21 protein-coding genes are annotated in these 23,828 nt (G+C 66.1%); 12 read left to right on the top strand and 9 right to left on the bottom strand.

The window, feature by feature from the left end:
• Positions 1-72 precede the first annotated feature (72 nt).
• From nei to J0A90_RS01150, 3 genes are all read right to left on the bottom strand, one after another.
• Entirely contained in the window at positions 73-906 is an 834-nt protein-coding gene (nei, locus tag J0A90_RS01160) for an endonuclease VIII (RefSeq protein ID WP_207035474.1), read from the bottom strand.
• Between the two features lie 16 nt (positions 907-922).
• On the bottom strand, positions 923-2,953 hold the full coding sequence (gene uvrB / locus J0A90_RS01155) for an excinuclease ABC subunit UvrB (protein ID WP_207035472.1): 2,031 nt from the start codon (positions 2,951-2,953) through the stop codon (positions 923-925).
• A 69-nt stretch (positions 2,954-3,022) separates the two neighbouring features.
• Entirely contained in the window at positions 3,023-3,220 is a 198-nt protein-coding gene (locus J0A90_RS01150; protein ID WP_207035470.1) for a hypothetical protein, read from the bottom strand.
• A gap of 193 nt (positions 3,221-3,413) precedes the next feature.
• On the opposite strand from J0A90_RS01150, the gene J0A90_RS01145 reads away from it, so the two are divergent.
• A complete protein-coding gene (locus J0A90_RS01145) occupies positions 3,414-4,457 on the top strand; it encodes a folate-binding protein YgfZ (RefSeq protein WP_207035468.1) in 1,044 nt (347 codons plus the stop codon).
• Between the two features lie 34 nt (positions 4,458-4,491).
• Here the strand turns inward: J0A90_RS01145 and J0A90_RS01140 are convergent, their stop codons facing one another.
• The 3 genes from J0A90_RS01140 to J0A90_RS01130 all read right to left on the bottom strand — a co-directional run bounded on the left by J0A90_RS01140 (position 4,492) and on the right by J0A90_RS01130 (position 7,538).
• Positions 4,492-5,253 (bottom strand): TatD family hydrolase, encoded by a 762-nt coding sequence (locus J0A90_RS01140; protein WP_207035466.1) that lies wholly within the window; start codon positions 5,251-5,253, stop codon positions 4,492-4,494.
• A gap of 2 nt (positions 5,254-5,255) precedes the next feature.
• Positions 5,256-5,738, bottom strand: coding sequence for a large-conductance mechanosensitive channel protein MscL (gene mscL / locus J0A90_RS01135; RefSeq protein ID WP_207035464.1), 483 nt, complete (start codon positions 5,736-5,738; stop codon positions 5,256-5,258).
• Between the two features lie 210 nt (positions 5,739-5,948).
• Positions 5,949-7,538 (bottom strand): peptide chain release factor 3, encoded by a 1,590-nt coding sequence (locus tag J0A90_RS01130; RefSeq protein ID WP_207035462.1) that lies wholly within the window; start codon positions 7,536-7,538, stop codon positions 5,949-5,951.
• A 260-nt stretch (positions 7,539-7,798) separates the two neighbouring features.
• On the opposite strand from J0A90_RS01130, the gene J0A90_RS01125 reads away from it, so the two are divergent.
• The 4 genes from J0A90_RS01125 to J0A90_RS01110 all read left to right on the top strand — a co-directional run bounded on the left by J0A90_RS01125 (position 7,799) and on the right by J0A90_RS01110 (position 11,076).
• Positions 7,799-9,070, top strand: a complete 1,272-nt coding sequence (locus J0A90_RS01125) for an ATP-binding protein (protein WP_207035460.1) — start codon at positions 7,799-7,801, stop codon at positions 9,068-9,070.
• A gap of 78 nt (positions 9,071-9,148) precedes the next feature.
• On the top strand, positions 9,149-9,685 hold the full coding sequence (locus J0A90_RS01120) for a response regulator transcription factor (protein ID WP_207035458.1): 537 nt from the start codon (positions 9,149-9,151) through the stop codon (positions 9,683-9,685).
• A gap of 52 nt (positions 9,686-9,737) precedes the next feature.
• Positions 9,738-10,559: an inositol monophosphatase family protein gene (locus J0A90_RS01115; protein WP_233076400.1), complete on the top strand. Its 822-nt coding sequence runs from the start codon at positions 9,738-9,740 to the stop codon at positions 10,557-10,559.
• 247 nt (positions 10,560-10,806) lie between these two features.
• Positions 10,807-11,076 (top strand): GrxA family glutaredoxin, encoded by a 270-nt coding sequence (locus tag J0A90_RS01110; protein WP_106420240.1) that lies wholly within the window; start codon positions 10,807-10,809, stop codon positions 11,074-11,076.
• A 131-nt stretch (positions 11,077-11,207) separates the two neighbouring features.
• Here J0A90_RS01110 and J0A90_RS01105 read toward each other — a convergent pair whose 3' ends face one another.
• Positions 11,208-12,518: an MFS transporter gene (locus tag J0A90_RS01105; protein ID WP_207035456.1), complete on the bottom strand. Its 1,311-nt coding sequence runs from the start codon at positions 12,516-12,518 to the stop codon at positions 11,208-11,210.
• A 390-nt stretch (positions 12,519-12,908) separates the two neighbouring features.
• Between J0A90_RS01105 and J0A90_RS01100 the strand changes: the two genes are divergently transcribed.
• The 5 genes from J0A90_RS01100 to J0A90_RS01080 all read left to right on the top strand — a co-directional run bounded on the left by J0A90_RS01100 (position 12,909) and on the right by J0A90_RS01080 (position 17,064).
• Positions 12,909-13,784: an acyltransferase gene (locus tag J0A90_RS01100; RefSeq protein ID WP_207035453.1), complete on the top strand. Its 876-nt coding sequence runs from the start codon at positions 12,909-12,911 to the stop codon at positions 13,782-13,784.
• A complete protein-coding gene (locus J0A90_RS01095) occupies positions 13,724-14,614 on the top strand; it encodes a M23 family metallopeptidase (RefSeq protein ID WP_207035451.1) in 891 nt (296 codons plus the stop codon). The genes J0A90_RS01100 and J0A90_RS01095 overlap by 61 nt, the downstream gene beginning before the upstream one ends.
• A 137-nt stretch (positions 14,615-14,751) precedes the next feature.
• Complete coding sequence (locus tag J0A90_RS01090) at positions 14,752-15,909, top strand: glycosyltransferase family 1 protein (RefSeq protein WP_207035449.1); 1,158 nt, start codon at positions 14,752-14,754, stop codon at positions 15,907-15,909.
• Entirely contained in the window at positions 15,878-16,438 is a 561-nt protein-coding gene (locus J0A90_RS01085; protein WP_207035447.1) for a phosphatase PAP2 family protein, read from the top strand. The genes J0A90_RS01090 and J0A90_RS01085 overlap by 32 nt, the downstream gene beginning before the upstream one ends.
• Positions 16,435-17,064 carry an alpha-ketoglutarate-dependent dioxygenase AlkB gene (locus tag J0A90_RS01080; RefSeq protein WP_233076398.1) on the top strand — a complete coding sequence of 210 codons (630 nt, stop codon included), beginning with the start codon at positions 16,435-16,437 and terminating at the stop codon, positions 17,062-17,064. Before J0A90_RS01085 ends, J0A90_RS01080 begins: the two co-directional genes overlap by 4 nt.
• 194 nt (positions 17,065-17,258) lie before the next feature.
• Here J0A90_RS01080 and gcvT read toward each other — a convergent pair whose 3' ends face one another.
• Complete coding sequence (gcvT, locus tag J0A90_RS01075; protein WP_207035446.1) at positions 17,259-18,368, bottom strand: glycine cleavage system aminomethyltransferase GcvT; 1,110 nt, start codon at positions 18,366-18,368, stop codon at positions 17,259-17,261.
• A 72-nt stretch (positions 18,369-18,440) separates the two neighbouring features.
• Entirely contained in the window at positions 18,441-19,829 is a 1,389-nt protein-coding gene (locus tag J0A90_RS01070; RefSeq protein WP_207035444.1) for a sodium:alanine symporter family protein, read from the bottom strand.
• A 535-nt stretch (positions 19,830-20,364) separates the two neighbouring features.
• Here J0A90_RS01070 and gcvH point away from each other — a divergent pair.
• Positions 20,365-20,769 carry a glycine cleavage system protein GcvH gene (gene gcvH, locus J0A90_RS01065; RefSeq protein ID WP_207035442.1) on the top strand — a complete coding sequence of 135 codons (405 nt, stop codon included), beginning with the start codon at positions 20,365-20,367 and terminating at the stop codon, positions 20,767-20,769.
• A 73-nt stretch (positions 20,770-20,842) separates the two neighbouring features.
• On the top strand, positions 20,843-23,746 hold the full coding sequence (gcvP, locus tag J0A90_RS01060) for an aminomethyl-transferring glycine dehydrogenase (protein ID WP_207035439.1): 2,904 nt from the start codon (positions 20,843-20,845) through the stop codon (positions 23,744-23,746).
• Positions 23,747-23,828 lie beyond the last annotated feature (82 nt).

Genomic DNA, 23,828 nt, shown 5'->3' with positions numbered 1-23,828 from the left:
TGGCGATTCAAGATAACGGTATAAATCTGGATGTTCACAGGTCTTTTCTCGGTCAGACAAGCCGGGGGGAGATCAGGCGGCAGGCGAATCGGGCTGGCAGTGCGGGCAGTGGTAGAGTCGCCGGGAGGCGACCATGAGCTTGACGATCTCGCTGCCACAGGCGTGGCACGGCAAGCCGGCGCGGTTGAACACCGCATGCCGCCAGCGCGCCCGCTTGAGCCCCTGGCGCTGCAGACGTCGACGCCAGGTCGGCCGGTTGGTCACCCCGGCCTCGTGATACGCCTGGGCGACGGTGCGCAGCATCACCTCGGCGAGACGCCGGCGCTTGCGCGGCGACAGTCGCTCGGCGCTGATCTTGGGCGGCAGCCCGGCATAGAAAAGGATTTCTGAGCGCAGATAGTTGCCGATACCGGCGTAGAAGCCCTGATCCAGCAGCAGTCCGCCCAGCCCGCGGCGGCGAAACGCTGGCAGCATCAGACGCTCGACGATCTGCTCGGGGCTGACGTCATGGGTGAGCAGATCCGGCCCCAGGCGCGCCAGGAACGGTTGCTGGTCGAGGGTATCGCGGGTCCACAGCGAGATGTCCGAAGCGCTGTAGAGGCTGGCGGCGTGGGTCGGCGTGACCAATCGCGCCCGCAGCACACGCCCCGTGTCCGGCTCGCGCTCGCGCCGGTGCACCTTCCACACGCCATAGAGCTGGTTATGAGAATAGAGCACCTGATCATCGGCGAAGGTGATCAGCAGCGCCTTGCCCCAGCTATCCACCGCCGCCACGCGGCTTTTGGCAAGCGCTGGTGCCTGCTGCGCGAGGTCGGCGTAAGCGAACCACACCTCGCACAGCGGCGCGTCGACCAGCAGCTTGCCGAGGCGGTCGGCGACGCGCCGAATCTCGGGTCCTTCCGGCATGCACTACCCTCGCCTCTCAACCCAGCTCGAGCAGACGCGCCTTGAGCGTCTGCAACTGATCGCGCAGCTTGGCGGCCTGCTCGAACTCCAGGTTCTGCGCCGCCTCGAACATGCGATCCTCGAGCTTGCCGATCTCCTTGGTCAGCTGCGGCGCGCTCATCGCACTCAGCTCGTCGCGGGTGTAGCTGCCAGGCGCTTCGGCGACGCGCTGTTCGGCACGCTTGCGGCCACCCTTGCGCCCCGGCGCCTGGGCCCCTTCCATGATATCGGCGACCGACTTGGTCACCGTACGCGGAACGATGCCGTGCTCCTCGTTGTGGGCAATCTGCTTGGCGCGGCGACGCTCGGTCTCGTCGATCGCCCGGCGCATCGAGTCGGTGACTCGGTCACCATAGAGGATCGCCTTGCCGTTGGCGTTACGTGCGGCGCGGCCGATGGTCTGGATCAGCGAGCGCTCGGCGCGCAGGAAACCCTCCTTGTCGGCATCCAGGATAGCCACCAGCGACACCTCGGGGATATCCAGGCCCTCACGCAGCAGGTTGATCCCCACCAGCACGTCGAACTTGCCCAGGCGCAGGTCGCGAATGATCTCGACCCGTTCTACCGTATCGATGTCCGAGTGCAGATAGCGCACCCGCACATCGTGCTCGTCGAGATACTCGGTGAGATCCTCGGCCATGCGCTTGGTCAGCGTGGTCACCAGCACCCGCTCATCGACCTCGAGGCGCAGGCGGATCTCGGAGAGCAGATCGTCGACCTGGGTCGACGCCGGGCGCACTTCGATCTGCGGGTCGACCAGCCCGGTGGGGCGCACCACCTGCTCCACCACCTGCCCGGCGTGGGCCTGCTCGTAGGGGCCGGGCGTGGCCGAGACGAACACCGTCTGCGGCAGGATGTTCTCCCACTCTTCGAACTGCATCGGACGGTTGTCGAGCGCCGAGGGCAGGCGGAAGCCGTACTCCACCAAGGTCTCCTTGCGCGAACGGTCGCCTTTGTACATGCCGCCCACCTGGGGCACGCTGACGTGGGATTCGTCGATGAACAGCAGCGCATCGTCGGGCAGATAGTCGAAGAAGGTCGGCGGCGCCTGCCCCGGCTCGCGACCGGAAAGATAGCGCGAGTAGTTCTCGATACCGTTGCAGTAGCCCAGTTCGAGCATCATCTCGATGTCGTAGAGGGTGCGCTGCTCGAGCCGCTGCGCTTCGACCAGCCGCTCGTGCTTACGCAGATAGTCGAGCCGCTCGGCCAGCTCCTGCTTGATCGCATCCACGGCCGAGAGAATGGTGTCGCGCGGGGTGACGTAGTGGGTCTTGGGGTAGATGGTCATGCGCGGCACCTGACCTCGCACCTCGCCGGTGAGCGGGTCGAACAGCCGGATCGAGTCGATCTCGTCGTCGAACAGCTCCACCCTCACGCCCTCGTCCTCGGCGTCCGCCGGGAAGATATCGATGACATCGCCGCGCACGCGGTAGGTACCCCGGCGAAAGTCGGCGTCGTTACGCGTGTACTGCAGCTCGGCGAGGCGGCGCAGGAACTGGCGCTGGTCGATCTGCTCGCCGCGGTTGAAGTGCAGCCGCATCTTCATGTACTGCTCGGGATCGCCCAGACCGTAGATCGCCGACACCGAGACCACGATCAGCGCGTCGCGACGCTCGAGCAGCGCCTTGGTCGCCGATAGCCGCATCTGCTCGATATGGTCGTTGATCGAGGCATCCTTCTCGATGAAGGTGTCCGACGACGGCACATAGGCTTCCGGCTGGTAGTAGTCATAGTAGGAAACGAAGTACTCGATGGCGTTGTCGGGGAAGAAGCTCTTGAACTCACCGTAGAGCTGCGCCGCCAAGGTCTTGTTGGGCGCCAGCACGATGGTCGGACGCTGCAGTGTCTCGACTACGTTGGCGACGGTGAAGGTCTTGCCCGACCCGGTGACCCCGAGCAGCGTCTGGTGCGACAGCCCCGCCCCGAGCCCACGTACCAGCCCCTCGATGGCGGCCGGCTGGTCACCCGCGGGGCGGTACTTGGAGTGAATCTTGAAGGGTTTGTTCATGATCGTTAGGTAGGGTCCAGAGCCGTTCGCTTCAAGGGCGGCGCACGCGATGATCGCGCTGATGAGGTCTTAGCGGGCAACGTAGCCCTTTTTCAGCTCGCTGACGGCTTTGATCAGCGCAGCGCGAGTTGCACTGCCTTCGACCTCGGCCCAGTCGCGACCGATATCGACGCTCTCGACGCCGTCGACCATCATCAGCGCCGTGGTGACACGATTGAGATCCTCGGGCGTGGTGACGCCTTCGAGGGCCAGATTGATTCGGGACATGGATGACTCGCTAACCGCAGAATGAATTCGAAACCATCGATGAGAATAGCACTTCAGCGCCTCGCCAGCGTTGCAATGTGCCACCATCGCCGCCATGTTGGGGCCATTGTCGGGCGTCATGAGCGCCCGCCCCGATCGCCTCTGGTGATCGTGATCCGCGACCCCCACTCACCATGACCACCGGAGTGACCCGATGCACGATTGGACGGCGCATCTCGAAGCCCAGGGCGGCCAGCCACGCGACGCGCTGCATTGGCAGTTCCCCGACGACGCACATCGAGCGGATGACGCCCCGGCGCTGGTGCCGCTAACCCATCTGGCGGTGCTCGAGTGCCGTGGCGCCGATGCCGCGCGCTTTCTGCAGGGGCAGACCAGCGCCAACGTAGAGCATGCCAATGGCACCCTGGCGCCACTGACGGTGTTCTGCACCCCCAAGGGGCGGGTGCTGGCCAATGCCGAGCTGCTCAAGGTGGCACCCGAGCACTACTGGCTGGTGCTGCACGCCTCGCTGGTCGCGCCGCTCAAGCAGCAGCTCGACAAGTACGCGCCGTTCTACAAGATGAGCCTGGCCGCCCGAGACGATCTCGTGCTGCTGGGCGTGGTCGGCGACACGCCGATTGCCGCCACCTGGCCCTCGAGCGCCTGGCACATGACGCATGACGACGCCAGCGTGGTGGTGCGCCATCCCGGGCCCCAGCCGCGCTGGCTAGTGGCGCTGCCCGCGGATCAGGCCGAGACACGATGGGCGGCGCTGACCGCCGAGGTGGCGCTGAAAGGTACCGACCGCTGGCTGCGCGCCGATATCGCCGCCGGCCTGGCCTGGCTGACCCAGGCACACAGCGACAGCTATCTGCCGCAGATGATCAACTGGGAGGCACTGGGTGGCATCAGTTTCCGCAAGGGCTGCTATACCGGGCAGGAGGTGGTGGCGCGCGCACACTTCCGCGGCCAGGTGAAGCGCCGTCTGGGAGTGGCACGGCTCGCCGGCGACACGCCGCCAGTGCTCGGCAGCGAGATTCGCGATGCTCAGGACAAACGTGTCGGCGAAGTGTGCCAGGCGGAGACCGACCCCAGCGGCGACGGCTGCCAGCTGCTGATCGTGATCAACACTGCGGTAGCGGACGACGAGCCGCTCCAGGTCGAGGGCCGCGAGCTGACACGCGCACCGCTGCCCTACCCCCTCGAACGCCTCGACCCGGAGACTCTGGCCGCCGCCAGCGAGCCCGCCCAGGCGTGACAGCGGCCAACGCCGCGGATCATGATCTCGCGGGCTAGGCGCAGGCGAACAGGCGACAGGTATTGGCATAGGCCTGGGCGGCGACCTCGGCCTCGGGTCGGCGGCGCAGCGCGGCGACCCGGGTCAACACTTCGGTGAGATTGGCCGGCTCGTTGCGCTGCTCGTGGCGCCCGGCCGGCGGCATGTCGGGGCTGTCGGTCTCGAGCACGAAGGCGTCGTCGGGCAGCGCGGCAATGGCCCGCTGCAGCCGCTGGGCGCGGGCGTGGGTGGCAGCGCCACCCAGGCCCAGATGGTAGCCGAGATCGACGAAACGACTGGCCTGCTGCGCGCTGCCGGCAAAGGCATGGATCAGCCCCCCCGCGGGCAGCGCCAGCTGCCGCAGCCGCTTGGCCACCTGGTCGTTGGCGTGCACGCAATGGATCACCAGCGGTAGCCGGTGCTGCTTGGCCAGCTGCAACTGGGCCTCGAACAGCTGCCACTGGCGTGGCAGCGTCTCTTCGAAGCGGGCATCGATACCGCACTCGCCGATGGCAACCACCTCGCCTCGCTGCGTCAACGCCTCTTCCAGCGCGTCGAGATCCTCGTCGCGGTGGTCATCGATGAAATAGGGGTGCAGCCCCAGCCCCACGCTCACATCGTCACGGGCCGCCAGTGCGCTGACCGCCGGCCAACGTGCGCGCGTCGTGCCCGGCACCATGAAACGCCTGACGCCGGCCGCGTGGGCTCTTGCGAAAACAGCCCCGCGGTCGGCGTCGAAAGCGGCGAAATCGAGATGACAGTGGGCGTCGAACAGCATCGTCAGGACGTGGTGCGCTCCTCGCTGGGCAGGTCAGCGGTGCAGTGGCCGCAGCGAGTCGCCTTGATCGGGATGGTCATGAAGCAGTAAGGGCAGGCCTTGTCGGTGGGCGCCTTGGGGGCCACCGCCTCCTCGCGCTTGAGCCGGTTGATGGTGCGCACCAGCAGAAAGACCGCAAAGGCGACGATGACGAAGCTGATCACGGCGTTGAGGAACAGCCCGTAGTCCAGGGTCACCGCGCCTGCCTGCTGCGCCGCCGCCAGCGACAGATAGGGCCCGGGCGTGGCGCCCTCCTTGAGCACGACGAAGAAGTTGGAGAAATCCACGCCGCCGATCAGCAACCCCAGCAGCGGGTTCATGACGTTCTTGACCAGGCTCTGCACGATCAGCGTGAAGGCACCACCGATGATGATACCCACGGCCATGTCGACGACATTGCCCTTGACCGCGAATTCGCGGAACTCCTTGAGAAACTTGGAAGCCATCGACGTTCCCTTTGACTGAGTCGATTACGCGCTACGAGGCGCACCCGCCGGCCGAGCGCGCCCTTCCCTTGTTGCGTGTCCCACGCCGACAGCATGGCCCAGGCGCCGACGGGCGACAAGCGAGCGGCGTCGCTGATGGCTCAGCGCTGGCCACGCCTGGCCTGCCAGCGGCTCGCGCTGTCGCTTTTCGAGCCATCGGTGCTCGCGCTATCAGTGCTCACGCGTGGCGCGGAAGGTGATATCCGGCCAGCGCTCCTGAGTCATTTGTAGATTGACCCGGGTCGGCGCCAGATAGGTGAGATAGTTTCCGCCATCGTAGGCCAGGTTGAGGCTCGCCTTGCGCTTGAACTCGTCGAGTTTGCGGGCATCGTCACAGTAGATCCAGCGCGCGGTATGGACATTGACCGGCTCATAGAGGCAGTCGACCTTGTACTCCTCCTTGAGCCGGTGGGCGACCACGTCGAACTGCAGTGTCCCCACCGCGCCAACGATCAGGTCGTTGTTGTCCAGCGGCAAAAAGACCTGGGTCGCGCCCTCCTCGGAGAGCTGTTGCAGCCCCTTCTGCAGCGCCTTCATCTTGAGCGGGTCCCGCAGCCGCACGCGGCGGAACAGCTCCGGGGCGAAGTGCGGGATACCGAGAAAGCGCATGTCCTCACCGGCGGTGAAGGTATCGCCGATCTGGATCGTGCCGTGGTTGTGCAGGCCGATGATATCGCCCGGCCAGGCCTCCTCGACATGGGCCCGATCGGAAGCCATGAAGGTCAGGGCGTCGGCGATCTTGACGTCCTTGCCGATGCGTACGTGGCGCATCTTCATGTTGCGCTCGTACTTGCCCGAGCAGATGCGCAGGAAGGCGACCCGGTCGCGGTGCTTGGGGTCCATGTTGGCCTGGATCTTGAACACGAAGCCGGAGAAGCGGCCATCGTCGGAGACCACTTCACGGGCGTCGGTCTCCCGCGGCTGGGGCGCCGGGGCGAACTCGACGAAGCCGTTGAGCATCTCGCGCACCCCGAAGTTGCCCATGGCGGTCCCGAAGTAGACCGGCGTCAGTTCGCCGCGGCGGTAGGCCTCGAGATCGAATTCGTGCGACGCGCCGCGCACCAGTTCCACCTCCATGCGCAGCTCCTCGGCCACGCTCGCACCCAGCACCCGATCCACCTCTTCGCTGTCGAGGCCTTCGATGCGCTTGTCCTCGGGAATCCGGTTGCCCTGGCCCTGGGTGTAGAGGTGCACGACGTCGTCATAGAGGTGATAGACGCCCTTGAACGCCCGGCCCATGCCGATCGGCCAGGTCATCGGTGCACACTGGATATTGAGCACCGTCTCGACCTCGTCCATCACCTCGACCGGATCGCGAGTCTCGCGGTCCATCTTGTTGACGAAGGTCAGGATCGGCGTGGTGCGCAGGCGGCACACCTCCATCAGCTTGATCGTACGGTCCTCGACGCCCTTGGCGCCGTCGATCACCATCAGCGCCGAATCCACCGCGGTCAGCGTGCGGTAGGTGTCCTCAGAGAAGTCCTCGTGTCCCGGGGTATCGAGCAGATTGACCACCCGCCCGTTATAGGGAAACTGCATCACCGAGGTGGTCACCGAGATGCCGCGCTCCTGCTCCATCTTCATCCAGTCGGAAGTGGCGTGGCGCTCGGCGCGCTTGCTCTTGACCGAGCCCGCCAGCTGGATCGCGTTGCCGAACAGCAGCATCTTCTCGGTGATGGTGGTCTTGCCCGCATCGGGGTGGCTGATGATGGCGAAGGTGCGCCGCAGTGCCGCTTCCTGGGCTATCTGAATGTCTGACATGAAGAGTTCGCTGACCGAAACAGGGCACGTCGGCCGGTGGGCCGCGCGTGCGAGAGTGTAGAAAGGGTATCGAGAGGTTCAGAATGGGCGCGATTGTACGCGCTGGCGGCGGCGAGTTGTAGCGGCTGAGGGACAGCGAACCCGACGCGGCCTGCCGACACTGGTGCTGCGCGCTCACGCCAGCTCGCTGGCTGCGTTACCATAGGCGGGTATTCGACCACCGGCGCGGCGACATCGCCGATCGCGATTGCGGAGAGATCATGTTGCAGGCGCTACCCCTTTCGACCCCGAATCGCAATCTGGTGCGCCTGACGATCGTGCGCGGCATCACCTGGACCGGCTTCCTGGCGGCGATCATCTTCGGCATCGAAGTGCTCAAGTTCCAGCTGCATGTGTTGCCGATCATCAGCGTGATCGTCGCCATGGGGCTGTGCAACGTAGCCACCTGGTGGCGTCTGGGGCGCCCGCTGGCGGTGACCGACACCGAGTATCTGCTGCACTGGCTGCTGGATATCGCCGGCCTGAGCCTGTTGTTCTACTACACCGGCGGCTCGACCAACCCTTTCATCACCTATCTGCTGGTACCGCTGGCGATCGCCGCTTCCACCCTGCCCTGGTCCTACGCCTGGATCATCGCCTTCGCCGCCACCGCCAGCTACACCTTCATGATGCTGTTCTACGAGCCGGTCCCGCAGCTCGCCAGCGCCGAGCTGGTCTCGGGCATCCAGCTGCACACCGTGGGCATGTGGCTCAACTTCATCCTCTCCGGCGGCCTGCTCAGCTTCTTCATCTTCAAGATGGCCCACGCCCTGCGCCGGCGTGACCTGACCCTCTCGCGGACCCGCGAGGCGGCGCTGCGCAACGAGCAGATTCTCGCCGTGGCGACCCAGGCCGCCGGCACCGCACACGAGCTGGGCACGCCGCTATCGACCATGGCGGTACTGCTCAACGAAATGCGCCACGACGCCGCCGACCAGCCGCAGCTGCTCGAAGACATCGAGCTGCTGCGCCGCCAGGTCGACACCTGCAAGCAGCGCCTGCAAACCCTGGTCGCCAATGCCGACCGCCGCCGTCTGGAAAAGCCGGAGACACTGCGCGCCATTCCGTGGATGGAGTCGCTGATCCAGCGCTGGCTGGTGCTGCGCCCGGATGTGAACCATCAACTGGAGATCGTCGGCCGCCGCGGTCAGCCGTGGATCGCGGTCGACACCACCTTGGAGCAGGCGCTGATCAATCTGCTCAACAACGCCGCCGATGCCAGCCCGGAAGCGGTGGTGACCAGCCTCGACTGGAACGTCGAGGAGCTGATCATCGATATCCGCGACCACGGCCCCGGTGTGCCGATGTCGATCGCCGACCAGCTCGGCGACACCTTCGTCTCGACCAAGAGCAAGGGCATGGGCATCGGCCTGTTTCTGAGCCACGCCACCATCAACCGCTTCGGCGGCGGCGTGAGTCTCTACAATCACGAGGAGGGCGGCACCCTGACCGAGGTCAAACTGCCGCGGGTCACCGCCGGCGAGCTACCCTGAGCGCCAGCCGCCTGCCCCGACGGCCATGCCGTCGCTCCATGCATCAACTAGCAAGAAAAGGATCGAGGACGGATAGCCATGAGTGATCAGGAACGTCTGCTGATCGTCGACGACGATGATCAGTTCTGCTTCGTGATGGAGCGCGCCATGCGCCGGCGCGGCTATGAGGTGAGCGTCGCCCATACTCAGGCCGAGGCGCTCGAGGCCGCGCGTCTGGCGCCGCCGGATCTGGCCACCCTGGATCTCAAGCTGGAGTCGGACTCCGGGCTCAAGCTGTTGCCGGAGCTGCTGGCGGTGGCCCCCGAGTGCCGGGTGATCGTGCTCACCGGCTACTCGAGCATCGCCACCGCGGTCGAGGCGATCAAACTCGGCGCGGTCAACTATCTGTGCAAGCCGGCCGACGCCGACGAGATCCTGCACGCCCTGGAGCGCGACAGTGGCGACGTCGACGTCGAGATCGCCGACAACCCGCCCTCGGTCAACCGCGTGACCTGGGAGCACATTCAGAAGGTGCTCCAGGAGCACGACGGCAATATCTCGGCCACCGCGCGTGCGCTGGGCATGCACCGGCGCACCCTGCAGCGCAAGCTGCAGAAACGTCCGGTGCGCCACTGAGCGCCGCTCGGCTCTCCGCCTTCATTCGCTTTCGACCCCGCAGGAGTTTCACTTGGATCACGCCCAGCGTCTGGAACAGATGATTCGCATTGCCCATCAGGCCGGCGAGCGCATCAAAGAAGCCCGCCGCGCCCAGGACTACGCCCACCGCTACAAGGGCGGCGACGAACTGGTCACCGACGTCGACGTCGCCGTCGACCAGTTGATCGCCGATGAGCTGGAGGCCAACTTCTCCGGAGAGGCCCGGCTGACCGAAGAGCTCTCCCCCGACCGCAGCCGGCTCGAACGTGAGGGGCCGCTGTGGGTCGTCGACCCGATCGACGGCACGGTCAACTTCGCCTACGACCACGTTCACGTGGCGGTCTCCATCGCCTGGGCGGTGGATGGCGAACTCGAGCTGGGCGTGGTCCACGCCCCCTTCATGGGCGAGACCTTCAGCGCGGTACGTGGCCAGGGCGCCTGGTGCAATGACCAGGCGATCCGCTGCAGCCAGGCCGATAGCCTGGCGCGCAGCCTGGTCGCCACCGGCTTCCCTTACGGCCGCGACAAGCGCGAGCCGCTGGTGCGCCGTCTCAGCCATGTTCTCGGCGCCTGCCGCGATATTCGCCGTAACGGCTCTGCCGCACTCGACCTGTGCCATGTCGCCTGCGCTCGCCTGGACGCCTACTACGAAAGCGTCTCGCCCTGGGATTTCGCCGCCGGGCTGCTGATCGCCCGCGAAGCGGGTGCGCGCACCGGCCACCTCTACGCCTGCCCGGACAACCTGCCGGCCGACCTCTATGGCGAAAACCTGCTGGTGAGCGCGCCGGACATCCACCGCGATCTGGGCGAGCTGCTGCGCCACGCCGACGCGGGTGGCCGGCTCCGGCACTGAGCCACGTCCCGGGGAGCAGCATCTCCCCGGGGTCGATCGCCCCGCCGTAGCGTCGGAAAACTATCGCGTCGGCATGATATGACACCGAGCCGACGGGTCTGAGAGCGGGACTATAGTCCCGCACAATGGATCGAGTAGGCCGACGCTATTGGCGACCGGGGGTTTAATACGAAAGAATAAGTCCCCACTGACTCTACCAATCCACACCCTGGATTCCGTCTTCCCCTTTTTCACAGGAGACCGCTCGATGTTGACCGTCATTTTTGGCCGTCCCGGCTGCCCCTTCTGCGTGCGTGCCAAGGAGCTCTCCGAACAGCTCAAGCAGGCGCGTGACGATTTCGATTTCCGCTATATCGACATCCATGCCGAAGGCATCACCAAGGCGGACATGGAGAAGACCATCGGCAAGCCGGTGGAGACCGTGCCGCAGATCTTCGTCGACCAGACCCATATCGGCGGTTTCACCGAGTTCGATCAGTACGTCCGCGATCACGCCCTGATGCCGGAAAACGCCTGAGTCGCGACGTCCTCGGCAGGCCCGCCTTCAGCGCCGGCTCCGAACGACGACCCGGATACGACGACTCCGATAAGACGACGCCCGCGACCTCCTCGGTCGCGGGCGTTTTCGTGTGGCACCGGCCACCCGGCTCAGGCCGCCTCCCTGTCTGGCCCGGCTTCCCAATCGTGACCGTCGAGGTCGAGCTCGTACTGGATCGGTCCATGGCGCGGATCGAGCTCGTTGATGTAGTGGGTCGACTCCACCAGCGGCACCATCGGCGTGTAGGGCTCCTGCTCCTGCGGCGTCTTGACCGGCTCGCGCCGCCACAGGCGATAGAGAATGAACGCCGCCAGTGACAGGGCCGCAGCGCCGAGGAAGTACCACAGCCCATCGGGCCCCGCGATATCCATCAGCAGCGAGGCGCTGAATGGGCCGATCACCGAGCCCACGCCGTAGCACATCAGGATCTTGCCATTGGCCTGGATCGTCTCCTCCGGCTCCAGCCAGTCGTGGGTGTGGGCCAGGCTCAACGAATAGAGTGTGTGCAGCATGGCGGTGTGGAAACTGGCCACGAACACCAGCAGCCAGAAGCTGGAGCGCGCGGCGAAGGTGATCAGTATCCCGGAGATCGTCATCACGATCGCCATGCACAGAATCACCTTGCGCCGATCGAAGCGGTCCGAGACCCGGCCAAGGGTCCACTGGGCGACCAGCGCCACCAGCGTGGTGATCGACATGAACTGGGCGGTCTGGCCGGTGCTCAGGCCAATCTCCTGACCATAGAAAGGCGTCATGGCGAAAAACGCCTGGACCATCAGCCCGGCGACGAAGGCCCCGGTCAGGCCCACCGGGGCGCGCTTGAACAGCTGGGCCAGCGAGATCTTCGCCGCCGCGCTGTGCTGACCGCGCAGCGGGCCGTGAATACGGTGGATCGAAAGCGGCACCAGTGACAGTGCGAACAGAATGCCGGCGACCGAGAACAGCACGAAGGTGCCAGGGTCGGCGGCATTGAGCATCCACTGACCGCCAGCCAGCGACAGGGTCGAGATCACCAGATACCAGCCGAGCACCCGGCCGCGGTTCTCGTTGGTCGACTCCCCCGAGACCCACGACTCCATCACCATCAGCAGGCCGGCGGTCGCCGCACCGCCGAACAGCCGCCACACCAGCCAGGCCCAGGGGTTGACCCACAGGCCGTGGAGAATCGCGGTCGCCGCGAGCAGCGCCGCGCAGGCGGCGAAGACACGGATATGCCCGACGCTGCGGATGCGCTTCTCGAGCCAGTAGCTACCGGCGACGAAACCCAGCGAGAAGCAGGACATCAACAACCCCGCCATCTGTGACGGAAACGACTCGAGCGACATACGCACGCCGAGCAGCGTCATGATCAGGCCGTGGCCGAGCAGGAAACTGATCTCGCACAGGAACAGAATGGGCAGTGTCGCAGGCAGTGAGCGCAAGACGTCCTCCGATAGATGACGAGACGGCGCGATGGCGGCACGCGACCATCGACGGCCGGCGAGCTGCATCCCGCCGCACGCGGGGTGAGGCAGAAGCAAAAGGAGCGGCATTCTAACAACTTGCCTACCCTATTCCGACTCGCGAACGCCACCCGGCGCGGCGTGCCACGAATTATTCACATCTTCTGTGGATAACGCTGTGCATTTCCGGTGGCCTGCCGCGACGCTCGCCGAGCCTCTCGGCATCGCGCTCGGATTGATCAGTTTTTCGGCACTCGCTCACCCCGATGGCATGACGATTTTGACCCTTGACCCGGACACCGCCATGGTCATCTGTGCAGTTCGACGACATTCCAGTAACATTGCCCCAAGTCTTTGATGGAGCATGGCATGTCGACCCTCAAGGGGCTCGTCAGCGTACTGCTGTTGATCGCCAACACCCTGTTCTGGGGCACCCCGCTGATCGCGCTCACCGCGGTCAAGCTGGTCACGCCCACGCGTCGGGCGCGACTCCACGTGCTCGGCGGGCTGCATTGGCTCGCCCTGGCCTGGATTCGCACCAACAACGTCTGGATCCGCCTCTGGTTGCGCCCGCGCATTCACCACGAGCTGCCAGAGGGCCTCTCGCCGGCACAGTGGTGGCTGGTGATCGCCAACCACCGCAGCTGGACCGATATCATCGTCATGCTCTACGTGCTCACCGGGCGCCTGCCGATGCCCAAGTTCTTCCTCAAGCGCGAGCTGATCCTGGTGCCTATCGTCGGTCTCGCCTGGTGGGCGCTGGAGTTCCCGTTCATGCGCCGCTATAGCCGCGAGCGCCTGGCGCGCAACCCCAGACTCGCCGAGCGCGACCGTCAGGCGACCCAGCGCATGTGCGACCACGCCCGCGAGATGCCGATGACGATCTACAACTTCGTCGAGGGCACCCGCTTCACCGCGGCCAAGCGCCAGGCCCAGTCGAGCCCGTTCGAGCATCTGCTGCGCCCCAAGGCCGGCGGCGTGGCGCAGGTGATCGGGCTGCTCGGTGAACGCCTCGACGGCATTCTCGACGCCACCCTGCACTACCGGCGCCAGCAACCCGACTTCTGGGACTTCCTGTGCGGCCGCGAGGGTCAGATCGCGCTGGTGGTCAGACGCCTCGACCGACCGAACTGGATGCTCGAGGGCCGTTACGACGATGCCCAATACAAGGAACGTTTCTATTCATGGCTCAACACCCTGTGGCAGGAAAAAGACGCGGCGCTCTCCTCCTACTCCTGGCCCTGATCCTGCTGCTCGGCGGCTGCGCCAGCGGTGGGGGTGGCAACGGTCGCGCCGGCCCCGGCTGGATCACGGTCCAGCGCGGCGACACCCTGGGCAAGATCGCCAGTCAGGCGGACATTCCGCTGCTGCGTCTGCAGCGCTTCAACCCCGGCGTCGATGCACGTCGCCTGGCGGTGGGCCAGCGCCTGATGCTGCCCTCGCGCCAGGAGCGCGCCCCCGGTGGCGGCCCCTACCGCTATCAGGTGCGCCGTGGTGATACGCTCTACGGCATCGCTCGCTACTTCGGCGCCGACCCGCAGCGGGTTCAGACCGCCAACCCGGGGCTCGACCCGAGCAATCTCGCCGTGGGCCAGCTGATTCAGGTGCCACTGAGCAGTGCCGGCAGTCGCAGCAGCGGCGCGCGTACCAGCGCCCCAGCCGCGCGCCGCAGTCTGCCCGACCCGGGCCCACTGCCGCGCTCGGCGCACGGCTGGGCATGGCCACTGTCCGATTACCGCATCGCGCGCCCCTTCGGTCGCGATGCCAACGGCACGCTGCAACCGATGCTGCTCGCCACCACCGCGCCCGCCCAGGCCAAGGCGACCAACGCCGGCAAGGTGCGCTTCGCCAGCGGCATGCGTCAGCTCGGCCAGGTGGTGATCCTGCACCACGCCGACAACATGCAGAGCGTCTACGCCTTCTGCAGCAAACTGCTGGTGAGCGAGGGCCAGAGCGTGAACCGCGGCGATCCGGTGTGCGACATCGCCCACGATGACAACGCCAATAACTACCATCTGCTGTTCGATCTACGTCATGGCGGCAAACCCATCGATCCCGCGCGCGTGCTACGCTGATCGACAACGGGGTTTGTCATGGAACCGTCATCGCTTTGACGCATTGACGTCACTGCCGATACGCAGGATCTAGGAAGGGTCAACACGGTCGCACGCGCCGCCAACGCGGTCGTGCGCCGTGCAAGGGAGTGATCGTGATGCGGATAGCCCTGGTCAGCGAAACCTGGTCTCCGGAAGTCAACGGGGTGGCGCACACGCTGCGCCACCTGGCCAACCACCTCGTCGCCAAGGGCGTCACTCTGCAGGTGATCCGCCCGCAGCCGGTCGGCGGCGAGCGTGACCAGTTGGCCGAACGCGATGTGCATGTCAGGGGCATGTCGCTGCCGATCTATGCCGACGTGCATATCGGCTTGCCGTGTCGGCGGCGACTGTTGAAGCTGTGGCGCGAGGAGCGCCCCGATGCGCTCTATATCGCCACCGAGGGACCGCTCGGCTGGTCGGCACTCAACGCCGCCCGCGATCTGCAGATCCCCGTGGTCAGCGGTTTTCACACCAATTTCGACCAGTACGCCGGCAACTATCATCTAGGCTGGAGCATCCCCATCGCCCGGCGCGGCCTGCGTTATTTCCACAATCGCTGCGAAGCCACCCTGGTGCCCACCCAGGCCCAGCGCCAGCACCTCGAACGCCAGGGCTACCAGCGCGTCTCGGTGCTCGCCCGCGGCGTCGATGCGCGCCGCTACACGCCCGAGAAACGCAGCGCCGAGCTGCGTCGCCAGTGGGGCGTCGGCCCGCACCAGCCGGTGGCGCTCTACGTGGGCCGCCTCGCCTCGGAAAAGAACATCGAGCTGCTCGCCGACAGCATGGCGGCGATGCAGCGCAGCAACCCCGCCCTGACCCAGGTTCTGGTGGGCGACGGCCCGGCACGCAAGACACTCGCGCGACGTCTGCCGGAGGCGATCTTCACCGGTTTTCAGACCGGCGAGGCGCTGGCGGCACACTATGCCAGCGCGGACCTGTTCGTCTTCCCCTCGCTCTCCGAGACCTTCGGCAACGTCGTGCCCGAGGCCATGGCCAGCGGCCTGGCCGTGATCGCCTTCGAGCACGCCGCCGCCCAGGAACTGATCACCGATGGCGTCGATGGGCGCCTGATCGCCGCCGACGATCGCCATGGCTTCATCCAAGCCGCCAGTCAGCTGAGCGGCCAGCCGGCCCTCTACGCTCGGCTCGGCCGGCAGGCGCGGCAACGCGCCGCCGCACTGAGCTGGGCCAACATCGGTGATCGCTTTCTCGCCCACATGATCCAGGTCCAGAGGCCACAGCATGCTGCCGCGCACTACACGTCTCACGTTTGAACGTCTCGATCGCTTCGAGAGCCGGCTCAGCCACCGCTTCGCCGAGCTCTCGCGCCACTCGCCGACGCTATGGCTGTTCCGGCTGGTCAGCCGGCTGGGCGACTGGCCGGCATGGGTGCTGCTGTGCCTGTGCCAACCGCTATGGCACGGTGCCCGTGGCTGGCTGATCGCTGTCTACTGGGGGCTGACCACCGCGGTCGCCGCCCTGCTCTACCGACTGCTCAAGACCCGCCTGTGCCGCGAGCGCCCCTACATCACCTTCTCGACCATTCGCTGCAGCATGCCGCCGGTGGACCGCTACAGCTTCCCCAGCGGACACACCCTGCATGCGGTGATGTTCACCCTGCTCACCGCCACCACCACACCCAGCCTGCTGCCGGTGGTCTTCCCCCTGGCCTGTCTGATCGCCGCCTCACGCGTGATACTGGGGCTGCACTACCTCAGCGATGTGCTGATCGGTGGCCTGATCGGCGCCGGGCTCGCCTGGTCGAGCCAGGCACTGGCTGTGTTGATCTTCCCCCCGCTTTGAGCCCCGGCGCCACATCCCGCGAGGCGTGGCAGTGGCTCAAGACCGAGCCGCTGCTGGCCCGACTGGACGCCTTCATCGCCCCGGCGGCGGCCAGCGCGCTGCTCGAGACACTGCTTCACGAGGTCGCGTGGGAGAGCCCGGCCATCCGTGTCTACGGGCGCGACCATGTCATCCCCCGCGCCCAGTGCTGGATGGGTGATCCCGAAGCCAGCTACCGCTACTCCGGCAGCCAGCTGGTGCCGACAGCCTGGCACCCGGCGGTGGCCGAACTGGCCACGCGGGTGCAGCAAGCCCTGGCCCAGGCCGCACTGCCGACCACCGAGTTCAACAGTGTGCTGCTCAACCGCTATCACGACGGTCAGCAGCGCATGGGCTGGCACAGCGACGACGAGCCGGAGCTGGGTCCGGACCCGATCGTCGCCGCGGTTTCGCTCGGGGCCGAGCGCCCGCTACGCTTCCGTGAGCGTCGCCGTGGCCCCGGGCGGCGGGCGTTCAACGTCTGGCTGCCCCACGGCAGCCTGCTGCTGATGGGCCCCGGCGTTCAGTCCCGCTGGCAGCATGCCCTGGCCCCACGGGCGATCCCCGGTCCGCGTATCAGCCTCACCTTTCGCCGCGTCCACGGCTGAGCCGATTCAACACGCCTCATCATGAGCAGCGATAGCCGAGCCGCGCTGACACCCCGGCCTGTTACCCTGCGTGCTTATCCTGGAAACCAAAAAAGCCTCCCGAATGGGAGGCTTCGAAAGGTTATCCGCGACCAAATAAGATAACGGTATAAATAGGGCGAGGCGCCATCGTGGCTCAGCCTGACCGCCAGCGCTCAGCGCTGATAGTTGGCCTCGACGAACGGCATCCGGCTGACGCGCATCGGCAAGCGTTTGCCGCGCACGTCGGCGTAGAGCGTGGTCTCAAGCTGTGCCACCTCGGGCTTGACGTAAGCCATGGCCACCGGCGCCCCGACACTGGGGCCGAAGCTGCCGGAGGTGACCTCGCCGACGGCGTTGTCGTCGGCATCGTAGAGCGCGCACCCTTCGCGTACCGGCGCCCGCCCTTCGCCGACCAGCCCGACCCGCTTGCGCCGGTGATCCTTGGCCTGCATCTGGTGCAGGATGATATCCGCACCGGGGAAGCCCGCTTCGCGCTCGCCGCCTATCCGGCGCGCCTTGCCCACCGCCCAGGCGAGGCTCGCCTCCACCGGCGTAGTGGTGGCGTCGATATCGTGGCCATAGAGGCATAGCCCTGCCTCCAGGCGCAGCGAATCGCGCGCCCCCAGGCCGATCGGCGCCACCTCTGTCTGCGCCAGGAACCAGCGCGCCAGCTTTTCGGCAGCCTCGGCGGCGACCGAGATTTCGAAGCCGTCCTCTCCGGTGTAACCGCTGCGGCTGATCCACAGAGTGTCACCGTCGACCTCGAAACGTCCATGCTGCATGAAGCTGAGTTCGCAGGCCGCGGGGCACAGCCGATCCATCACCTGGCTCGCCTGCGGCCCCTGCAGCGCCAGCAGCGCGCGGTCGAGCACCTCCACCTCGTGCTCGGTACCCAGACCGACCCGCATCAGCGCCACGTCCGCATCCTTGCAGGCCGCGTTGACCACCACGTAGAGCGCATCCCCCTGGTTGACGATCATCATGTCGTCGAGGATGCCCCCCTCACTGTTGGTGAACAGCGCATAGCGCTGACCGCCCTCGGGGATACCCACCACGTCCGCACACACCAGCGTCTCCATCGCCTGCGCCGGCGACGGCCCGCTCACCCGCACCTGGCCCATGTGGGAGACGTCGAACAGGCCGCAGGCTTGACGGGTGTGCTCGTGCTCCTTCTTGACCCCGAGGGGGAACTGGACCGGCATGCTGTAGCCGGCGAAGGGCACCATCTTGCCACCCAGCTCTTGATGCAGGGCGTGAAGCGGTGTCTGTTTGAGGTCGGACATGAGGATTCTCCAGATCGGGTCGAGAAGGAAACCGTGCCACAGGGCCGCTACGCGAGGCAGCGGCCCGCGGCATCAGTCGCGGTGGCGTTCGAGATCCTCGCCCGGCAGCACCGTCTTGCCGGCGAAGTGATCGCGGGTCAGCTTGAACACTACCGGTGACAGCAGTGCCAGCGCGATCAGGTTGGGAATCGCCATCATGGCGTTGAAGGTGTCCGCCACCAGCCAGATGAAATCCAGCTTGGCCATGGCCCCCACCGGCACCGCGAGCACGAAGACGATACGGTAGAGCATGATCGGCTTGTCGCCGAACAGATACTGGAAGCACTTCTCGCCATAGAACGACCAGCCGAGGATGGTGGTGAAGGCGAAGACCGCCAGCGCGATGGCGACCACGTGCTGGCCCACCCCCGGTAGCGCGCTGTCGAAGGAGAGCGAGGTCAAGCCGGCACCGCTCTCGCCGTCCAGCCAGTGGGTCGAGGTGAGAATCACCAGCGCGGTCATGGTGCACACCACCAGAGTGTCGATGAAGGTGCCGAGCATCGCGATCAGCCCCTGGCGCACCGGGTTGCGGGTCTGGGCCGCAGCGTGGGCGATCGGCGCACTACCCAGGCCCGCTTCGTTGGAGAAGATGCCCCGGGCCACGCCGAAACGGATCGCTGCGGCCACGGCAGCGCCGGCGAAACCGCCGGTGGCGGCGATCGGATTGAAGGCGTGATTGAAGATCAGCGCGAAAGCGTTGCCGATCTGATCGACGTTGATGACCAGGATGATCAGCCCCGAAACCACGTAGGCCACCGCCATCAGCGGTACCAGCTTGCCCGCGACCTGGGAGATGCGCTTGATACCGCCCAGGATCACGGCACCCGCCAGCAGCATGATGATCACCCCGGTCAGCCACGCCGGCACCCCGAAGGAGGTGGTCAACGCATCCGCCACCGAGTTGGCCTGCACCGTATTGCCGATGCCGAACGCCGCCACCGCGCCGAAGAAGGCGAACAGCCCGCCGAGCCACGCCCAGCGTCGGCCGAGACCGTTACGAATATAGTACATCGGCCCGCCGACATGGTTACCCTGGGAGTCGGTCTCGCGGTAGCGCACCGCCAGCACCGCCTCCGAAAACTTGGTCGCCATGCCGACCAGCGCGGTGAGCCACATCCAGAACACCGCCCCGGGGCCGCCGAGCGCGATCGCCGTCGCCACGCCGGCGATATTGCCCGTGCCGATGGTCGCCGAGAGCGCGGTCATCAGCGCATTGAACGGCGAGATCTCGCCATCGTTGCGGTCGTCGTCGGCGCTCCGACGCCCCTGCCAGAGCAGACTGAAGCCGAGCCCGAGCTTGCGGATCGGCAGCAGCTTGAGGCCCAGCTGGAGATAGATCCCCACCCCGAACAGCAGTATCAGCATCAACGGGCCCCACACGACCCCGTTGATGGATCCGAAGATATTGGTCAAAAGTTCCATGGCAACCCCCTGTTGAGATTGTTATTGCCCAGCGCCCCGACGGCCAGTCGTGGCGCGACCTGCCAGACGCTTGTGTCGAAAAAACCCTGCAACGATAGAGGATTGTACTGCGACTTCACAATCAGACCCGTGGCGGATCGGAAGTGCAGCAGCGACGACACTGAGGATGTGGCTAACCTTATGCGAAAAGGTGAGGCGCGAAAAGCGTTCTTGTTTCCAATAAGAAACATAAGCGTCGATCAGAAACGCGTCTCTCGACCGCCAGGCGCACGAGCGCTGAGGCATGCGCCCCACCACCGCCTCTTTCGACCACCGCCACGCCGCGAAGTCGGCAGGCGCAAGCCGCCAGTGGCGCGACCCGCGGCTCTAGCGGGCGGTTGCCACTGGACGCCGGCGCCTTCTCGCCCCAACCTATGACGTGGCGACGGCGATCGTGATCACAGCGATCGCGGGCCTATGCCAATTGACGAAACATTGATGCATAATGCTCGCCAGAGTCTCTTGTGCCGAAACACGTTTCTTATAGGAAACCCTCATGAGCGATATCCCCAACAACCTGCTCTATACCGATAGCCACGAATGGGTGCTGGACAACGGCGACGGCAGCGTCACTGTCGGCATCACCGACCACGCTCAGGAAGCACTGGGCGACGTCGTCTTCGTCGAACTGCCCGAGCCAGGCAAGAACCTCGACGCCGGTGACGAATTCGGCGTCATCGAGTCGGTCAAGGCGGCCTCCGACCTCTACGCGCCGCTGGCCGGTGAAATTCTCGAGGTCAACGAAACGCTCGAGGATGCCCCCGAGACCGTCAACGACTCGCCCTACAGCGATGGCTGGATTCTCAAGCTCAAGCTGGCCGATCAGGGTGAGCTGGAGTCACTGCTCTCCGCCGAGGCCTACGCGGACCTGGTCGCCGCCGAGGCAGATCAGGACGACTGACCCACTAGCCCCAGTCGCGGCCACCCGCCCCGCCGGGTGGCCCCTCTCCCACCGCCGATCCGCTGGACGCACCATGCCTACCGATACCCGCACCCTGGCCGAGCTGGCCAACCACGACGATTTCCTCAAGCGCCACAACGGCCCGAGCGGTGAAGACGTCACCGCTATGCTCAAGACGCTCGGCATGACCTCGCTGCCGACGCTGATCGAGCAGACCGTGCCCCAGGGCATCCGCCTGAAGCGGGAACTGGCGCTGGACGGCCCCAAGGGTGAGGCGGAGGCGCTCGACTATCTCAAGGGCCTGGCGCGTCAGAATCGGGTATTCAAGAGCTACATCGGCCAAGGCTACTACCCCACTCATCTGCCGCCGGTGATCCAGCGCAACGTGCTCGAGAATCCGGGCTGGTACACCGCCTACACGCCGTATCAGCCGGAGATCGCCCAGGGGCGTCTCGAAGGCCTGCTCAACTTCCAGCAGATGGTGATGGACCTGACCGGCATGGCGATCGCCAACGCCTCGCTGCTCGACGAGGCGACCGCCGCCGCCGAGGCAATGGCGCTGTGCCGACGCGCCAACAAGAAGAACAAGAGCGAACGCTTCTTCGTCGCCGACGACGTGCTTCCGCAGACCCTCGACGTGCTGCGCACGCGGGCGGCCTATCTCGGCTTCGAGTTGGTGGTCGCCCCGCGTGCGCGCCTGGCCGAGGAGGAAGTGTTCGGAGCCCTGCTGCAGTATCCCGGGGTCGATGGTGAAGTCCCGGCGGATCTCGAAGCACTGATCGCGGCCGCCGGCGAGCGTCAGATCATGACCTGCGTCGCCGCCGACCTGATGAGCCTGGTGCTGCTCAAGCCGCCGGGCGAGATGGGCGCCGATATCGTGCTCGGCAACTCCCAGCGCTTCGGCGTGCCGATGGGCTACGGCGGTCCGCACGCGGCCTACTTCGCCGCCAGCGATGCGCTCAAGCGCTCGCTGCCGGGACGCGTGATCGGCGTCTCCAAGGACAGCCGTGGCCGCCCGGCACTGCGCATGGCGATGCAGACCCGCGAACAGCATATCCGGCGCGAGAAAGCGACCTCCAACATCTGTACCGCCCAGGCGCTGCTGGCCAACATCGCTGGCTTCTACGCCACCTATCACGGTGCCGAGGGGCTGCGCACCATCGCCACTCGCATCCACCGTCTCACCTCGCTGCTGGCGACGGGCCTGGCTCAGCACGGTGTCGCGCTCAAGCACGACAGCTGGTTCGACACCCTGACCCTGTGCGGCGTCGACAGCCACCGCATCCAGGGGCGCGCGCTGACCCGCGAGCTCAACCTGCGCTATCCCGGCGACGGCGAAGTCGGCGTGAGTCTCAACGATACCACCACCGCGGCCGATCTGGCCGAGCTGTTCGATGTGCTGCTGGGCGACGAGCACGGCCTCTCGGTGAGCGAGCTCGATCGCCAGGCCCAGCGCGAGGCGATCACCGGCGTTCCCGCGGCGCTTGCACGCCACAGCGACTTCCTGACCCACCCCAACTTCCAGCGCTTTCGCAGCGAGACGGAAATGCTGCGCTATCTCAAGCGCCTGGAAAACCGCGACCTGTCGCTGACCCATGCGATGATCCCGCTGGGTTCGTGCACCATGAAGCTCAACGCCACCAGCGAGATGATCCCGATCACCTGGCCCGAGTTCGCCAACATCCACCCGTTTGCGCCCGCCGAGCAGGTCGCCGGCTACCGCCAGATGATCACCGAACTGAACGACTTTCTGGTCGAGATCACCGGTTACGATGCCATTTCGATGCAGCCGAACTCGGGGGCCCAAGGCGAGTACGCGGGCCTGGTGGCGATTCGCCGCTATCAGCAGGCCAACGGCGAGGGCCATCGCGATATCTGCCTGATCCCCAGCTCGGCCCACGGCACCAACCCGGCCTCGGCGGCGATGGCGCAGATGCAGGTGGTGGTGGTGGAGTGTGACCGCGACGGCAACATCGACCTGAGCGACCTGCAGGCCAAGGCGGAGAAGTACAGTGAGCGCCTCTCGGCGATCATGCTCACCTACCCCTCGACCCACGGGGTGTTCGAGGAGAGCGTCCGCGACGCCTGTCAGATCGTCCATGAGCATGGCGGCCAGGTCTATATCGATGGCGCCAACATGAACGCCCAGGTCGGCCTCTGCCGCCCCGGCGACTACGGCGGCGACGTCTCCCACCTCAACCTGCACAAGACGTTCTGCATCCCCCACGGCGGCGGTGGTCCGGGCATGGGGCCGATCGGGGTCAAGGCGCACCTGGCGCATCATCTGCCCAACCACGTGGTGACCCCGCAGGAGGGGATCGACCCGGCTGCCGGCGCGGTCTCCGCGGCGGCCTTCGGCAGCGCCTCGATCCTGCCGATCTCGTGGGCCTACATCAAGATGATGGGCGCGCGCGGGCTGCGCGAGGCGACCGAGCTGGCGATCCTCAACGCCAACTACATCGCCAAGCGGCTCGAACGCCACTACCCGGTGCTCTATCGCGGCGCCAATGGCACCGTGGCCCACGAGTGCATCCTCGACATTCGCCCGCTCAAGGCGGCGTCGGGAATCGGCGAGGAGGATATCGCCAAGCGCCTGATGGATTACGGCTTCCACGCCCCGACCATGTCCTTCCCGGTCGCCGGCACGCTGATGGTCGAGCCGACCGAGTCCGAGTCGCGCTATGAGATCGACCGTTTCTGCGACGCCATGATCGCGATTCGCGAGGAGATCGCCCAGGTCGAGGACGGCACCTGGCCCAAGGATGACAACCCGCTGGTGATGGCCCCCCACACCATGGCCGACCTGGCCGCCGAACACTGGGAGCGCGCCTACTCCCGCGAACTCGGCGCCTTCCCCTCCCAGGCCTCGCGGGAAGCCAAGTACTGGCCGGCGGTCAATCGGGTCGACAACGTCTTCGGCGACCGCAACCTGATCTGCAGCTGTCCGCCGATGGACGCTTACCGCGACGCCGTCTGAGATACGCGCAAAAGCGACAGGCTCATAAGAGGCACGCGTGAAAAAGCAACGGCCGCTCATCGAGCGGCCGTTGCCTTGTCTG

The organism is Salinicola sp. DM10, from assembly GCF_017306975.2.
In the GTDB taxonomy this organism is placed as follows: Bacteria; Pseudomonadota; Gammaproteobacteria; order Pseudomonadales; family Halomonadaceae; genus Salinicola.
The sequence above is the reverse complement of the archived record's forward strand: the minus strand, read 5'-3'. Positions and strand labels throughout refer to the sequence as shown.

Excerpts from the sequence above, each read along its gene's own strand:
- nei (WP_207035474.1), bottom strand. The coding sequence starts at position 906 with ATGCCGGAAGGACCCGAGATTCGGCGCGTCGCCGACCGCCTCGGCAAG.
- uvrB (WP_207035472.1), bottom strand. The coding sequence starts at position 2,953 with ATGAACAAACCCTTCAAGATTCACTCCAAGTACCGCCCCGCGGGTGAC.
- J0A90_RS01150 (WP_207035470.1), bottom strand. The coding sequence starts at position 3,220 with ATGTCCCGAATCAATCTGGCCCTCGAAGGCGTCACCACGCCCGAGGAT.
- J0A90_RS01145 (WP_207035468.1), top strand. The coding sequence starts at position 3,414 with ATGCACGATTGGACGGCGCATCTCGAAGCCCAGGGCGGCCAGCCACGC.
- J0A90_RS01140 (WP_207035466.1), bottom strand. The coding sequence starts at position 5,253 with ATGCTGTTCGACGCCCACTGTCATCTCGATTTCGCCGCTTTCGACGCC.
- mscL (WP_207035464.1), bottom strand. The coding sequence starts at position 5,738 with ATGGCTTCCAAGTTTCTCAAGGAGTTCCGCGAATTCGCGGTCAAGGGC.
- J0A90_RS01130 (WP_207035462.1), bottom strand. The coding sequence starts at position 7,538 with ATGTCAGACATTCAGATAGCCCAGGAAGCGGCACTGCGGCGCACCTTC.
- J0A90_RS01125 (WP_207035460.1), top strand. The coding sequence starts at position 7,799 with ATGTTGCAGGCGCTACCCCTTTCGACCCCGAATCGCAATCTGGTGCGC.
- J0A90_RS01120 (WP_207035458.1), top strand. The coding sequence starts at position 9,149 with ATGAGTGATCAGGAACGTCTGCTGATCGTCGACGACGATGATCAGTTC.
- J0A90_RS01110 (WP_106420240.1), top strand. The coding sequence starts at position 10,807 with ATGTTGACCGTCATTTTTGGCCGTCCCGGCTGCCCCTTCTGCGTGCGT.
- J0A90_RS01100 (WP_207035453.1), top strand. The coding sequence starts at position 12,909 with ATGTCGACCCTCAAGGGGCTCGTCAGCGTACTGCTGTTGATCGCCAAC.
- J0A90_RS01095 (WP_207035451.1), top strand. The coding sequence starts at position 13,724 with ATGGCTCAACACCCTGTGGCAGGAAAAAGACGCGGCGCTCTCCTCCTA.
- J0A90_RS01090 (WP_207035449.1), top strand. The coding sequence starts at position 14,752 with ATGCGGATAGCCCTGGTCAGCGAAACCTGGTCTCCGGAAGTCAACGGG.
- J0A90_RS01085 (WP_207035447.1), top strand. The coding sequence starts at position 15,878 with ATGCTGCCGCGCACTACACGTCTCACGTTTGAACGTCTCGATCGCTTC.
- gcvT (WP_207035446.1), bottom strand. The coding sequence starts at position 18,368 with ATGTCCGACCTCAAACAGACACCGCTTCACGCCCTGCATCAAGAGCTG.
- J0A90_RS01070 (WP_207035444.1), bottom strand. The coding sequence starts at position 19,829 with ATGGAACTTTTGACCAATATCTTCGGATCCATCAACGGGGTCGTGTGG.
- gcvH (WP_207035442.1), top strand. The coding sequence starts at position 20,365 with ATGAGCGATATCCCCAACAACCTGCTCTATACCGATAGCCACGAATGG.
- gcvP (WP_207035439.1), top strand. The coding sequence starts at position 20,843 with ATGCCTACCGATACCCGCACCCTGGCCGAGCTGGCCAACCACGACGAT.